We start from the raw sequence: 13,554 nt of genomic DNA, 5'->3' as shown, positions 1-13,554 counted from the left end.
TAGCTTACGAAACGCTTTTCGCCTTCTACCCAAAAACGATGAGTTTGTAGGTTAGGTAAAAAACGACGTCGTGTCGAATTTTTTGCGTGCGAGCGGTTGTTACCAACCATTGGTTTCTTGCCAGTTACTTGGCATACTCTTGACATGTCAATCTTCTCCAAAACAAAATATTTTAACGCTCGAGCATTAATGCACCTCGAACACGGCCGTCGCCTGAGGCACACAACAGAGGGCGCATTTTATACAGGATCTAAAAGCAAAGATCAAGGAATAGTTAGTCTATCCACCCCCGCTCTGCAAATGAAACTATCTCGCGATCGCCTACAACCATATGGTCTAACAAGGAAACATCTATGGTTGCCAAGGCACACTTTAATCGCTCAGTAATTCGCCTGTCGGCCAAGCTTGGCTCCGCAACTCCAGATGGATGGTTGTGGCAGACAATCACGGCCGCGGCTTTTTTCTCAAGCACCAGACACACCACATCTCGTGGATAAACTGACGCCGAATCTATGGTGCCACGGAATAATTCAACAAACTGAATGACTCGGTGCTGACTGTCCAACAACAAAATGGCGAACACTTCATAGGCACGATCCTGCAATTGTCTCATTAAATAGTCCCGAGTTAAATCAGGATCACTCAATATTTTGCCTCTTTTTAACTTTTCCGCCGAAATCCGGGTACTCAACTCGGCCGCAGCCTGAATCTGAGCAAACTTTACCGGCCCCATACCAGGTAATTTACAGACCTCCTGCTGAGACGCCTTCACTAGCTCCCTGAGTCCGCCGAACTCTGCGATTAGATTCCGAGCCAACTCAACGGCACTCAATCCCTTTAAGCCATTTCTAAGCACCACAGCCAACAGCTCAGAATCGGATAACTGACCCACCCCATGACTCAGTAGTTTATCTCGCGGCCCCTCTCCTGACGGCCAATCTTTGATCCCCATCACCCCCTCCTTGCGTAATTTTCATCTTCTGCAGAGTATGGTCGAGTTTTATAAAACTTGTATCCTCCACTGCCTAAGCTTTGTGATATCTTAGGCGACAATTCAATTTAGCGACTGCATTGTTGCTCATGAATCATCCTTATGAGCCACAGTCTATGAGCAAAAGTATGAGCCAAAGTAAGATTTCAAATCAGTCTTCAAGTCAGACCAATAAAAATATCCTTCTCGCTATAGGCGGCGGAATCGCGGCCTACAAATCTGCCGACCTTATCCGACGCTTAAAAGAGCGCGGCTTCGACGTACGTGTCGTGATGAGTCAGAGCGCGAAGGAATTTATCACTCCGCTTACCTTGCAAGCCTTATCGGGATATCCGGTGGCATCGGATCTACTCGATACTAGGGCCGAAGCAGCCATGGGTCATATAGAGCTGGCTCGATGGGCGGATCTGGTGATTGTCGCCCCGGCAACTGCCAACCTGATAGCCCGAATAAATGCAGGTATGGCCGATGAGCTCATTACCACCACTTGCTTAGCTACCGAAGCTCAGATAATACTTTGCCCGGCGATGAACCAGCAGATGTATCGCAATCAGGCGACACAAGATAACCTGGCAAACTTAGCCAAACGCGGTCTTAGGATTTGGGGACCCGCATCCGGCAGCCAGGCCTGTGGCGAAATTGGCCCGGGACGCATGCTGGAACCTTTAGATATCGTCGCGCTGACAGTGCAATTTTTCACACCTAAATTACTGGCAGGCCACTCACTACTGCTGACAGCCGGACCGACGCGGGAAGCAATCGATCCTGTGCGTTATATTTCCAATCATAGCTCGGGAAAAATGGGCTTCGCCATCGCTAAAGCGGCAACCGACATGGGCGCCGAGGTCACCTTAATCTGCGGACCCGTCAACCTGGCGACACCCGCTGGAGTCAAACGAGTCGATGTTATCTCGACCCGAGACATGCTCGAGGCCGTGATGAGCCGGGTCGACAATCACGATATCTTCATCGGTTGCGCCGCCGTTGCCGATTATCGAGTGGCAGATGTCGCAACAGATAAGATAAAAAAATCATCCAAGGATATGCAGCTTGCCTTGGTAAGAAATCCTGATATCTTAGCCACCGTTGCCAGCCATAGTCCAAGACCATTTACCTTAGGATTTGCCGCCGAGACCCAAGATGTCGAACGCTACGCTAAAGATAAACTGCTGCGCAAGAAACTCGATATGATAGCCGCCAATGATGTGTCTAATCCTGAGCTGGGCTTCAATGCCGACAATAATGCACTCAAGGTCATTTGGGCCAAGGGCCAAAAAGATCTTCCGCCAACCGATAAGCAAACCTTGGCAGGTCAACTACTCGCCATCGTCGCCGAACGAATCGCCATTTTAAAAGATGACAACAAATGAAAACCCCCATAGAAGTTAAAATTCTCGATTCGCGTATCGGTTCACAGTACCCTCTCCCCACCTACGCGACACCAGGCAGTGCCGGTATGGACCTTAGGGCCATGATTGAGACAAGTATGATCGTCGAGCCGGGTGAAACAATCTTAATTCCAACCGGTATTTCGATTCATGTTGCCGATCCAGGACTTGCGGCGATGATTTTACCGCGATCGGGCTTAGGCCATAAACATGGCATAGTGCTGGGAAATTTAGTCGGTCTGATCGACTCCGACTACCAAGGACCCCTTATGGTCTCTTGCTGGAACAGAGGCAATGAACCTTTTACCTTAGAGATAGGTGACAGATTAGCCCAACTGGTGTTTGTGCCGGTAATACAGGCTGAATTTAAGCTTGTCGATGAATTTGATAATTCAAGTCGTGGGGAAGGTGGCTTTGGCCACTCAGGTACCCAATAGAAAGAGTGAAGGAAGACTAAATGGCTGCAAGCCCTAAAATTAATCGCCGCGAACATATTCTCCAATGTCTAGCCAGCATGCTAGAAACCAACCCAGGACAAAGAATTACCACAGCCAAACTCGCTGCCGAAGTTGGTGTATCCGAGGCGGCCCTGTATCGTCACTTCCCCAGTAAGGCCCGTATGTTTGAGGGCTTGATAGACTTTATTGAAGATTCGCTGCTGTCACGCATCAACCTCATCATGGATGAAGAGAAAGACACCATAAAACGCTGCCAGCAATTACTACAACTGCTGCTTATCTTCTCCGAGCGTAACCCGGGGATCTCGCGCATTCTCAATGGCGACGCCCTGTTAGGTGAACATGAACGCCTACGCAGCCGGGTTAATTTGATATTTTGCAAGATAGAGACCCATCTGAAACAGATCCTCCGAGAGAAGACCTTACGTGAAGGCAAGGGTTTCAAATTGGACGAGGCGATTCTGGCGAATCTATTGCTAGCCTTCGCCGAAGGGCGTATCGCTCAGTTTGTTCGCAGCGAGTTCAAGCAAAAACCGACTCAGCACTTCGACCAGCAGTGGTTATTTATTCAACAGCAACTATTACAAAGTTAAACTCATATACCCTATAGCAGCCTGTAAAATGGCTGCTGTTCCAAACAAATTTAATTGCAGATCCCGATAATTCACTTTACCCTCACCTAGTAACATATACGTAAAAATTAATACAAACATGTAACAAAGACGCCTCCATGAAACTAATTAACTATTTTAGTTTTACCGAGGACATAACCAATAAAAACATGTAACAAGGATGTCTCTATGAAACTAATTAAGTGGTTTAGTTTTACCTGCCTGCTGCTAAATAGCCTATTAGTCCAAGCTCAAACCAAGGATCTCATCGCCCAGTTTAGCCGTTCCGCCGAGTACACTAATGTCAAAATATCTCCTAATGGAGAGTACCTTAGCGTCTTAACCTCGAAAGAGGGTAAGAAGATGCTGATGATATTAGATGCTATCTCCAAAAAACCAATGCACGTTATTCATTTTCCAGGAAATGCTCAGGTCGGCGACTACGAATGGGTCAATCATGAGCGGATTGTATTACAAAAAGTATACCTGAAAGGTTGGAAGGATCACCCACAATACTATGGCGAGCTGATGGCCGTTAATGCCGATGGGTCTAAAGCTACATACCTTTTTGGCTATAAAGGAGCTGAAATGCAAGTGGGGTCAAGGTTGAAAAAAAATACCCCTATTCGTGCCACAGCCTACATATTAGACCCACTGCCTAAGGACAAACGTTTCATGTTAGTCCAAGCATTACCTTGGGGGTCTGGGGGAAGTAATACGGCAGAAAATAGACAAAGGGTCTATAAAGTGGATGTTTACAAGGGCACCCGTAAAAAAATCACCACAGCCCCTATCCCCTATGCCAAATTTCTCAATGACGATGCAGGTAAGGTCCATTTTGTCAGCGGTACCAGAGATCACATTAGCTCCACACTCTTTTATCGACAAGATCGTAAATGGATAGATACAGATAAACTTAATCTAAACCTTAACCAGATGAGCCCTATCGCTTTGGGCGAAGATAATGACAGTGTTTATGTCCTGGGTAGTGAGAACGGCAAGCCCAAAGGCGTGTACCTTGTCAACATTAAAACGGGTATAAAAAAACTCATAAGCCAAGATGAAATCGTCGATCCGAGCAATATCTGGCTCAACAAAATAACGAAGAAACTCTACGCCGTTGAGTATGAAAATGGTTATCCTACCTACGAGTTTGTCGATAAAAACGATACTCACGCAAAATATATTAAGCAGTTACTGGCTTCATTGCCGGGACATCAAATTCACTTAGTAAGTGAAACCACAGATGGTAGCCAATTTATTATCAAGGCGTTTAACGATAGAAACCCGGGTGATTACTACCTGTTTAACAGTAAAACGGTAAAACTTGAATATCTTGTTTCTCAAAAACAATGGCTCGACCCAGAGCTGATGGCCGAAGTTAAACCTATCACTTTCACCAGCCGAGATGGTCAGTTAATTCATGGCTACCTTACCTTACCCAACGGCAAGGAAGCAAAGAATTTACCTTTAGTAGTTAACCCTCACGGAGGTCCTCACGGCCCCAGAGACAGGTGGAGATTCAATAATCAAAATCAACTCATAGCCAGTCAAGGTGCTGCCGTACTGCAGGTGAATTTTAGAGGCTCTGGTGGCTATGGAGACAGCTTTGAACATGCTGGCCATCGAGAGTGGGGCGCTAAAATTCAATATGACATCATAGACGCCACTCGTTATGTCATAGAGCAGGGATATGTCGATAAAGACAGGATCTGTATCGTCGGTGCAAGTTTCGGCGGATACTCGGCGCTACAAAGCTCCATATTGGCCCCTGATCTTTTTCAATGTGCTATTGGTTTCGCTGGAATATATGATCTTGAACTCATGTTTGAAGAGGGAGATATTCAGGAACGAAAGGCCGGTAGACAGTACCTGAAACAAGTACTTGGTACCGACGAAGCTATCCTGGCCAAGATGTCTCCGAGTCATAATGTCGACAAACTTAAGGTTAAATTGCTATTGGTACACGGAGGGGAAGACGAGCGAGCCCCTATAGAGCAGCTCGAGTCTCTCGAAGATGCACTGCAAGAAATTAACTACCCTTATGAAAAATTGGTTATGGATGATGAGGGACACGGTTTCTATAATGATGAACACCAAGAGAAATATTACAAACTTATGCTGGCGTTTCTGGGAAAAAGTCTCAATCTTTGATCACTAACTGATATTTCAAGCCGATTGTCTCAATCGGCTTTTTTACTATACCCACACAGCTTCTGGGTATAATTTATCGGCGATTCAGGGTATCCTCCCCGTCCGATTGTTATTCTACGACCATGCTCACTAGCCCATGGCTTTTAGCTAAATCGAATTAACACTCGACATTTACAGCCATAAAAATGCACCGGCAATAACCACTAGCAGAATAGTGGAGGACACTATGACATCGAAAGAAGCACAGCTCAGTGAGTCAGCAGTACAAGTTCAGACGGCATTACTAGCCCGAGGGCTCGAGACACCTATGCTACCTTCAGAATTCAGCGCAGAGGAGCGTAAGGAGAGGATCGAGCATCATATGCGCGAGATCTTGACCTTGATATCTCTGGATCTGACCGATGACAGCTTGGTCGATACCCCACGTCGAGTCGCTAAGATGTATGTGGATGAGATATTTTCCGGCTTAGATTACGCCAACTTTCCCAAGATCACCGTCATCGAGAATAAGATGGGCTTCGATGAGATGGTTAAGGTCAAAGATATCAGCCTAACCAGTACCTGTGAGCATCACCTGGTCACCATAGATGGTTTAGCGACCGTGGCTTATCTGCCCCGCAAAAACATCATAGGTCTGTCCAAGATTAACCGTATCGTGCGTTTCTTTGCCCAGCGACCTCAGGTACAGGAACGCCTCACTCAACAGGTGTTAGTAGCCTTACAGACTCTGCTAGAGACCAAAGATGTGGCGGTGAAGATGGATGCGGTGCATTACTGCGTTAAGTCTCGTGGCATCATGGACTCCACCAGCTCGACGACTACCACAGCACTGGGTGGAATTTTCAAATCAAACCCGGCGACCCGCGCAGAGTTTCTGAGTAATTAACAACACAAGATACGAGTTCCTAGAACCTAGGAACTCGAAAAAGCGTTAAATCCCGTACTTATCGCGATAGGCACTCACCGAAGCCAACTGCGCTTCCATGCCCGATTTTTCCGACAAGTAGTTGATCAGATCGCCCAGCTTGATGATTGAGATGATCTCACAACCAAAATCACGTTCCACTTCCTGAATAGCAGACAGCTCGCCCTTGCCTTTCTCTTGACGATCCAGAGCAATAAGCACGCCCGCTAGCGAAGCGTCATGGGCCTGAATGATCTCCATCGACTCACGAATCGCGGTACCAGCAGTGATCACATCGTCGACCAGCATGACACGACCTTTGAGCTCGCTACCGACTAAGCTGCCACCTTCACCGTGCTGTTTCTTCTCTTTACGGTTGAAGCAATAGGGTATATCGATATCATGATGCTCATATAGAGCAACTGCCGTCGTGGTCGCAATAGGGATGCCTTTATAAGCAGGACCGAAAAGCAGGTCATGCTCTATGCCCGAGTCGACCAAAGCGGTCGCGTAAAAACGCCCCAGACGGGCTAGATCGCGTCCGGTATTAAACAGGCCAGCATTGAAGAAATAGGGACTGATACGGCCGGATTTAAGCGTAAACTCGCCAAATATCAACACCTTACGTTCTATGGCAAACTCGATAAACTCACGCTGATAGGCTTTCACAATCTCTCCTCAATTTTAGTTCAATGCCGCTTTCTGTACATCGACTATTTCACGAATACCGTGCTTAGCCAACTCTAACATACTCAGCAACTCTTCATGACTGAATGGCTCGCCTTCGGCAGTCCCCTGAATCTCAATCATCTGACCGGTTTCGGTCATGACCACATTCATATCCGTTTCGGCTTCACTGTCTTCGATATATTCCAGATCGCAGATGGGCTCACCTTTATAGATACCAACACTTACCGCGGCAATAAGAAACTTAAGCGGGTTGGTTTTCAAGATACCCTTACCACGAGCCCAATTAAGCGCATCGACCAAGGCTACACAGGCGCCGGTGATAGCCGCGGTACGTGTGCCGCCATCGGCCTGAATCACGTCACAATCGATAATGATAGTGTTCTCGCCTAAAGCCTTCATATCCACTGCTGCACGTAGTGAGCGACCGATAAGACGCTGGATCTCTTGAGTACGACCAGATTGCTTACCACGTGCCGCCTCACGGTTCATGCGAGTATGAGTCGAGCGAGGCAACATGCCATATTCAGCCGTAACCCAACCTTGGCCTTTTCCTTTAAGAAAACGAGGAACACCCACTTCGAAGCTAGCCGTACAAAGTACTTTTGTCTCGCCGAACTCGACTAAAACAGAGCCTTCAGCGTGAGCTGTAAACTGACGAGTGATCGTCACTGGACGAGATTGAGCTGGCGTTCTGTCACTAGGGCGCATAGATAATTCCTGTATTCACGAATCGATTGGCGATTTTGTCTGCATTATTTTGGGTCAGTAGTATAAGGGCATGTGGTCACGGATGCCATGTTATTTAGCCCAACAAAGCAAAGCTGCACGGCTTTGCTTTGACCATTACAGCCATAGGTCTATAATCCCAGATCACTTTCACGGTTAAACAATTGGAAAAACCATGATCCAAAGCATGACAGCCTACGCACGTATCGAGCATAAAGCAGACTGGGGCAATGCCTCCTGGGAGATCCGCTCAGTCAATCAGCGCTATCTGGAGACTTATCTGCGTCTGCCTGAACATTTCCGTAGCCTAGAGCCGATACTCAGAGACAAATTACGTAAGCGTTTAAACCGTGGAAAAATTGAAGTTAACCTCAGATATGATCTTGCCGACAACCAGAGTAACGAACTGCATCTCAACCAAGATCTTGCCAAGCAGCTGGTAAACGCAGCCAACTGGATCAAACAGGAAGCCGGTCAAGGCGAGATCAATCTGGTCGACATCTTAAAATGGCCAGGTGTGATGTCGGGTTCAGAGCAAGATATGGATGCATTAAGCAAGGAGCTATTGGTTGCCTTCGACAGCGCCATCGATCAGTTTATCGAAGCTCGAGGCCGCGAAGGTGCAGCCATAAAGACCATGCTACAAACGCGTCTGGACGCCATAGTTGCGCAAGTAGCCGTAGTGCGTGAACATATGCCCACGGTAATGCAATGGCAACGTGATAAGTTGACTAACCGTCTGGCCGAGATCACCGGCGAACTGGATCCTGCCCGCCTGGAACAAGAGATGGTCATTCTCGCCCAGAAGATGGATGTGGCAGAAGAGATGGACAGAATCGACGCCCACGTCGCAGAAACCCAGCGCATCCTCAACAAAGGTGGCGCCCAGGGCCGTCGTCTCGACTTTATGATGCAGGAGTTCAACCGTGAGTCGAACACACTGGCCTCTAAATCTATCAGCGGCGAGATCACCGCTGCCGCTGTTGAGCTTAAAGTGCTAATCGAGCAGATGCGCGAACAAATTCAAAACGTGGAATAACGTTTTTTCTATTTAAATTAGTGTATCTAAGCCCAGTTTATAGCTGGGCTTTTGTTTACCTATTAGGTTTGTTTCTTGTGCGAGAACACATCTCTCTTGTGGGTTCCACCAGGCTTTCGAGTTAATTTAGATTATGGTGTGACATGTCATACAAGGCATACAAGGCATACAAGGCATAGTCTCACCTATTGATTCTCAATATTGAATTGAAAAGCTTGCTTTAGCACCGGTAGTATCTCTACCTTTCTCGGTACGTGTTCTTCGGAAAAATACCGCTTTCGTTCAACCGTCACAAAGCCCCAAAACTCTAGAAATCGGTCAATAAAGCGCGATTCAATCAAAGTACCCAACAACTGGCTTGGCGATAGGTACTCCTCCGATGAACAATCGAGTAATACATCAGGAAATGCTGTAGCCACTTCTTTAATCAACTGATCAACACAACCATGACTTTGCAAGCGCCAAAGCATAAATAACCAGAATGTCCTTAGATCAATATCGTGATCCCATCCATCTAGGTAGCCCCAATTGTACTGACTGGTTGCCGCTTCAAGCATTGGGATAAAAAAAGCATTAATGCCCTTTTTTTGATACTGCTTTTGCGCGGTCTTTTTTACATGGTAACGACCACTTCGACGATAAATAATGCCAGCGATTTCCGCCAAAACACGACTGTAGTGCAGCGCATTAAATTTATCTTCGTTACTGCCGCAGTATTCACTGATGCTGATATGCATTTGATGCCGAGAGACAGCAAACTTAGGTAATTCATCACTGGCTTGCCTGACCAGTTTTGTGGGCAAGTTACCCTTAGTGGTCGCTTTAAATGAACCATCTTTCTGCATAGCCTCATCTAAAATCAACTCTAAATAGCGCATCACAGGACTGGTAGACAAATCCTCTGGCGTGCTTATTGTGACCCATTCCAATTCATTAAAAGGCGAATATAACCAACTGGCCATTTGTGTTGGCGAGAGACCACAGAAGTCAGGAGCAGGGAGATTATTCGCTACCTTCATTTTTTGCTCTACAACGATATTGAGTTCATCTAGGGACAAGTTGGGATTCATAGCGGCAACTTGCTCAATGTCATCCAACATTGAGGTGTGCTGCTTTGAAACACTGTTCATACAACAACGTTTGTACTTTTTGCCACTGCCACACGGGCAAGGGTCGTTTCGGCTTGGTTTCATATTTGGCTACTATTTTATATTTTTTAACTCAGCAATATCGTATTTTCTCTATCGCTGACAAGGTTGTTTTGCTGATCCCTTGTTGCTGTGCGGCTAATGACCTCTACCACTTCTTTTATGCATTGCTGCGCATCTTGCAAGGTAGCAAACCCCGCACTTGAAGCCATTTTTTTCATTACTTTAAGCGGAGGGGCTTTTTGTTGGTCTAATTTTGATTTCTACTTCAACAGCCTTAACACAGGCTTTTGCGGATAAGGGCAAGGAAAGTCGCCAGATTTTATATTGGGAAAATGCTGGTCGCAGATACCACTGGCAAAACGGTATAGGACATCATCGATAAAGCGGTCAACTGGGATAAACTGGTGTTTCTTACTGCGCTGACCCTTGATCTTTCGCGGTTGCTGATTAATAAACATGCTCAGTTCCCACGCCTCATCGCTGTCAAAATCGCGCGGCTTATGGTCATCAAGCAATGAATGTAAATAATGCTGCACCTCAGCAATATGAGCACCTATGCTGCGATCTAGATTGCGAAAACTGTGAACCTTAGTTTGTTCAAAGTAATGCTCAATATTATCGAGTACCTGCATACCATGATCATCGTTTCGAATAAACCTATTGGCTCGCAACCAAGCAATGGCGTGTAATTTCCAGTGATTATAAAAATCTTGCTGTACCAACTCCCATTCTGGCTTAGCAGGGTAACTGAGTATCATGCAGTAACGGCTATGGGACTCCATAAACACCACCAGCCAACTACCATCATCATAGGGCTGCCACTGACGACCCGATAAGTGAATAACCTGCCCCTGCCAACTCACACGATTAGCATTGGTGCTAATCGGCTGCACACCGGGATTATTGCCATCGGCGTCTGTCATTCGCTCAAGGGGTTGCTTAAGCATTTTACACATGGGATTGGACAGACTTAAAAACAACGCCATCAAGATCACTCAGATTAACGGGTTAGATGACCAGCATGTTATCACCTTTAGCAAAAGATTTGCCGCCATACATTAACGCTTCTGGCTTAATTAACTGCCTGCCACTGTGCAGCGCGTTCACTGTGAGTCAATAATCCCAGACCATGGTATTCATATTTGAGCTAGACTCAGAAATAGCCAAAGGATGGATTAAGTATTCAGGATGAATAACACTTTGATTGAGATAGTTTATGACGACAGAGAGCACGCCGAGACATTGCTCGAACAACTGTCACTCCGCACAGATCTGTGCTTGGTAAGAAAACGCCTGAAACTCGGCGATTATCAGATAAACAATTGGCTAATCGAAAGAAAGACCCTCCCCGATCTGGTCATTTCTCTTTGTGACGGTAGGCTATTTTCACAGGTAGCAAGATTATCTGCATGCGACCACAATACCGCACTGCTTATAGAAGGATCGTCTCGTGATATTGCATCTTATGATATAACTCGAGAAGCATTGATAGGGGCGCTGTGCTCTATTTCAATCAAGTTCAACATGCCTATTTTACGTAGCTTGTCTCAGGCCGAATCGGCTAAAATACTCTACTTTGTTGCCAAACAATTACACAGCAGAGAAACAGAATTAAAACTTAATGGCAGAAAACCCAAACGTAAAAAAAATCGCCAGCTTTTCATACTTCAAAGCCTTCCTCAAGTCGGCCCCAAATTAGCAAAACGCCTGTTGAGCCACTTTGATAACATCGAGGCCATATTCACAGCACCAGCAGCAGAACTCCGTAAAGTAGAGGGCATAGGACAAGAGAAGGCGCAAAAAATACGTGACGTATTAACCTCATGATCAACAAGCTTACCAAACACTTTCAACTGTATCAGCAATCTCAATTAAGATTTACGTTTCTCACCTTCAGATCAAGCTGCTGGAATCAAGCAATAAGTGCAACACGCTTACCAGTAAAGACCTCGAGGGGTGTTAGCCCGCCTAATATCTTTCTTAGCGTTAAATTTAGTTGCAATATCCTGTTCTCGATTTCCTCCTCCGTCAGCCTAGCCATGTCGAATTTCTTAGGCCAAAACCGCCGAATCCGACCGTTAGTATTTTCATTCGTTCCTCGCCGCCAACTCGCATAAGGTTTGGCAAAATAAACCTTCGCTCCCGTCGCTTCATGAACCTTCATATGGCCTGCAAACTCACCGCCATTATCCAAGGTTATTGTCAATGCAGTATGGTTTTCAACCTTAATCTGTTGCACTTATTGTATTACCTCAGCAGGACCTAGGGTTGTACGCAAGCAGCAATTCGAATATGCATACCTATTTGGTTCAGTATGTCCAAGCAGAGGTATAGGCCAAGCAATAGTGGTTCCATGGACGAGTAAAGAAGCCATGATCCTGCACTTGAGACAGATCTCGGAAGTCACAGAAGCAGACAGACATGCAGTCGTTATTATGGATGGAGCTGGCTGGCATACCGATGGCATTGCAGATGAATTCAATAATGTCAGCCTCATCAAATTACCCCCTTATTCACCTGAGCTTAATTCGATCGAACAAGTGTGGAGCTGGATGCGCCAGCACTGCCTTGCCAATCGAGTTTTCAAAAATTATGAAGACATTGTTGATAGTGTTTGTGAAGCCTGGAACACTTTCACCGAGAGTGCAGAAAGAGTGACAAAAATGTGTTCTAGGGATTGGGCGAATATGACCAGTTAATTTTCCAGATTGGTATTAACACTGAGAGAGGCGGCCTCTGTATGCGGTATTAACTTGAAGACTGCATTTTTATGGCGGCATAGATTTCTTACCGCTCAAGCAGGGAAAAATGATGACAAGCTATCAGGCATTATTGAAGTCGATGAATTCTTTCTTGCATACTCTGAAAAAGGTTCAAAAACAATAACAACACCCCAAAAAGCAAGAAAGAGAGGCGGCGATATTGATAAACGAACTAAAGAAGGCCAGGTCGCTATCCTGTTATCCATAGAACGCAGTAAACACATGATCACCCCTATTTTATCTGCTGATACGACTGCAGAAATAGCGGCTAATTTGGCTAAAAACATTGCAGCAGATTCGGTACTTTGCAGTGATGGCTCTTGGGCATATGTAACGATAGCAAAGCAAAAGAACTGCGATCATAAGCGATTGATAAATAATAAAATAATAGTGATAGATAAGATTTACCATATCCAGACTGTAAATGGTGTAATCGCTCACTTTAAGAGTTGGGCTAATGGGCAAATGAAGGGGGTTGCTACAAAGTATTTGTCACATTATCTGGCTTGGTTTAAGGAAAGTAACGCAAAACTAGATAATCTGCAGATATTGAAAGCCGCGTATGGGGGACCACAATATTATGGAACATAGCCAAAAAAGAGTATTTGGTGATCTGATCGCTACTTGAGCATAAAGTTCAATTTATAATGATCTTGCCGTGATCAAACAGCTCGATAAGC

The 13,554-nt window shown here is 45.7% G+C and carries 14 protein-coding genes and 2 pseudogenes; 9 read left to right on the top strand and 7 right to left on the bottom strand.

Features of this window, described 5'->3' with window-relative positions; translation table 11 throughout:
- Window positions 1-146: 50S ribosomal protein L28 (rpmB, locus tag KT99_RS20790; protein ID WP_083804840.1), on the bottom strand; the 146-nt coding region annotated here is incomplete at its 3' end.
- 128 nt (window positions 147-274) lie between these two features.
- The gene (radC, locus tag KT99_RS10735) at window positions 275-952 is read right to left on the bottom strand and encodes a RadC family protein (RefSeq protein WP_005499871.1); all 678 of its coding nucleotides are present in this window, start codon (window positions 950-952) and stop codon (window positions 275-277) included.
- A gap of 167 nt (window positions 953-1,119) precedes the next feature.
- Between radC and coaBC the strand changes: the two genes are divergently transcribed.
- From coaBC to folE, 5 genes are all read left to right on the top strand, one after another.
- Complete coding sequence (gene coaBC / locus KT99_RS10730; RefSeq protein WP_050774347.1) at window positions 1,120-2,361, top strand: bifunctional phosphopantothenoylcysteine decarboxylase/phosphopantothenate--cysteine ligase CoaBC; 1,242 nt, start codon at window positions 1,120-1,122, stop codon at window positions 2,359-2,361.
- Window positions 2,358-2,816: a dUTP diphosphatase gene (dut, locus tag KT99_RS10725; protein ID WP_005499869.1), complete on the top strand. Its 459-nt coding sequence runs from the start codon at window positions 2,358-2,360 to the stop codon at window positions 2,814-2,816. The genes coaBC and dut overlap by 4 nt, the downstream gene beginning before the upstream one ends.
- A gap of 20 nt (window positions 2,817-2,836) precedes the next feature.
- Window positions 2,837-3,430: a nucleoid occlusion factor SlmA gene (gene slmA, locus KT99_RS10720; protein WP_005499868.1), complete on the top strand. Its 594-nt coding sequence runs from the start codon at window positions 2,837-2,839 to the stop codon at window positions 3,428-3,430.
- A gap of 207 nt (window positions 3,431-3,637) precedes the next feature.
- Window positions 3,638-5,602 carry an alpha/beta hydrolase family protein gene (locus tag KT99_RS10715; protein ID WP_005499867.1) on the top strand — a complete coding sequence of 655 codons (1,965 nt, stop codon included), beginning with the start codon at window positions 3,638-3,640 and terminating at the stop codon, window positions 5,600-5,602.
- 226 nt (window positions 5,603-5,828) lie between these two features.
- A complete protein-coding gene (folE, locus tag KT99_RS10710; RefSeq protein ID WP_005499866.1) occupies window positions 5,829-6,488 on the top strand; it encodes a GTP cyclohydrolase I FolE in 660 nt (219 codons plus the stop codon).
- Window positions 6,489-6,533: 45 nt separating this feature from the next.
- Here the strand turns inward: folE and pyrE are convergent, their stop codons facing one another.
- Complete coding sequence (pyrE, locus tag KT99_RS10705; RefSeq protein WP_005499860.1) at window positions 6,534-7,175, bottom strand: orotate phosphoribosyltransferase; 642 nt, start codon at window positions 7,173-7,175, stop codon at window positions 6,534-6,536.
- Window positions 7,176-7,190: 15 nt separating this feature from the next.
- The gene (rph, locus tag KT99_RS10700) at window positions 7,191-7,904 is read right to left on the bottom strand and encodes a ribonuclease PH (RefSeq protein ID WP_005499858.1); all 714 of its coding nucleotides are present in this window, start codon (window positions 7,902-7,904) and stop codon (window positions 7,191-7,193) included.
- 193 nt (window positions 7,905-8,097) lie between these two features.
- Here rph and KT99_RS10695 point away from each other — a divergent pair, with 193 nt between their 5' ends.
- Window positions 8,098-8,961 (top strand): YicC/YloC family endoribonuclease, encoded by an 864-nt coding sequence (locus KT99_RS10695; protein WP_005499856.1) that lies wholly within the window; start codon window positions 8,098-8,100, stop codon window positions 8,959-8,961.
- Between the two features lie 185 nt (window positions 8,962-9,146).
- Here KT99_RS10695 and KT99_RS10690 read toward each other — a convergent pair whose 3' ends face one another.
- Window positions 9,147-10,154, bottom strand: coding sequence for a YecA family protein (locus KT99_RS10690; protein WP_040571870.1), 1,008 nt, complete (start codon window positions 10,152-10,154; stop codon window positions 9,147-9,149).
- A 218-nt stretch (window positions 10,155-10,372) separates the two neighbouring features.
- Window positions 10,373-11,059, bottom strand: a complete 687-nt coding sequence (locus KT99_RS10685) for an amino acid adenylation (RefSeq protein ID WP_232504286.1) — start codon at window positions 11,057-11,059, stop codon at window positions 10,373-10,375.
- A gap of 241 nt (window positions 11,060-11,300) precedes the next feature.
- Here KT99_RS10685 and KT99_RS10680 point away from each other — a divergent pair, with 241 nt between their 5' ends.
- The gene (locus KT99_RS10680) at window positions 11,301-11,939 is read left to right on the top strand and encodes an ERCC4 domain-containing protein (protein ID WP_005499846.1); all 639 of its coding nucleotides are present in this window, start codon (window positions 11,301-11,303) and stop codon (window positions 11,937-11,939) included.
- Between the two features lie 85 nt (window positions 11,940-12,024).
- On the opposite strand, the pseudogene KT99_RS10675 reads toward KT99_RS10680, so the two are convergent.
- Window positions 12,025-12,327: pseudogene (locus tag KT99_RS10675) on the bottom strand (IS30 family transposase); the annotation flags it as partial.
- On the opposite strand from KT99_RS10675, the gene KT99_RS10670 reads away from it, so the two are divergent.
- Together KT99_RS10670 and KT99_RS20785 are read left to right on the top strand one after the other, a co-directional pair.
- On the top strand, window positions 12,275-12,811 hold the full coding sequence (locus tag KT99_RS10670; protein ID WP_083804839.1) for an IS630 family transposase: 537 nt from the start codon (window positions 12,275-12,277) through the stop codon (window positions 12,809-12,811). The pseudogene KT99_RS10675 and the gene KT99_RS10670 overlap by 53 nt on opposite strands.
- A gap of 9 nt (window positions 12,812-12,820) precedes the next feature.
- A pseudogene (locus KT99_RS20785) lies at window positions 12,821-13,465 on the top strand (IS1595 family transposase); the annotation flags it as partial.
- Window positions 13,466-13,554: the final 89 nt, after the last annotated feature.

The organism is Shewanella benthica KT99, from assembly GCF_000172075.1.
Lineage (GTDB): Bacteria > Pseudomonadota > Gammaproteobacteria > Enterobacterales > Shewanellaceae > Shewanella > Shewanella benthica_A.
The sequence above is the reverse complement of the archived record's forward strand: the minus strand, read 5'-3'. Positions and strand labels throughout refer to the sequence as shown.

Bases quoted from the DNA above. Each gene is read 5' to 3' on its own strand.
- rph (WP_005499858.1), bottom strand. From the start codon at position 7,904: ATGCGCCCTAGTGACAGAACGCCAGCTCAATCTCGTCCAGTGACGATC.
- KT99_RS10715 (WP_005499867.1), top strand. From the start codon at position 3,638: ATGAAACTAATTAAGTGGTTTAGTTTTACCTGCCTGCTGCTAAATAGC.
- folE (WP_005499866.1), top strand. From the start codon at position 5,829: ATGACATCGAAAGAAGCACAGCTCAGTGAGTCAGCAGTACAAGTTCAG.
- KT99_RS10695 (WP_005499856.1), top strand. From the start codon at position 8,098: ATGATCCAAAGCATGACAGCCTACGCACGTATCGAGCATAAAGCAGAC.
- radC (WP_005499871.1), bottom strand. From the start codon at position 952: ATGGGGATCAAAGATTGGCCGTCAGGAGAGGGGCCGCGAGATAAACTA.
- slmA (WP_005499868.1), top strand. From the start codon at position 2,837: ATGGCTGCAAGCCCTAAAATTAATCGCCGCGAACATATTCTCCAATGT.
- dut (WP_005499869.1), top strand. From the start codon at position 2,358: ATGAAAACCCCCATAGAAGTTAAAATTCTCGATTCGCGTATCGGTTCA.
- KT99_RS10685 (WP_232504286.1), bottom strand. From the start codon at position 11,059: ATGCTTAAGCAACCCCTTGAGCGAATGACAGACGCCGATGGCAATAAT.
- coaBC (WP_050774347.1), top strand. From the start codon at position 1,120: ATGAGCCAAAGTAAGATTTCAAATCAGTCTTCAAGTCAGACCAATAAA.
- KT99_RS10680 (WP_005499846.1), top strand. From the start codon at position 11,301: ATGAATAACACTTTGATTGAGATAGTTTATGACGACAGAGAGCACGCC.
- KT99_RS10690 (WP_040571870.1), bottom strand. From the start codon at position 10,154: ATGAAACCAAGCCGAAACGACCCTTGCCCGTGTGGCAGTGGCAAAAAG.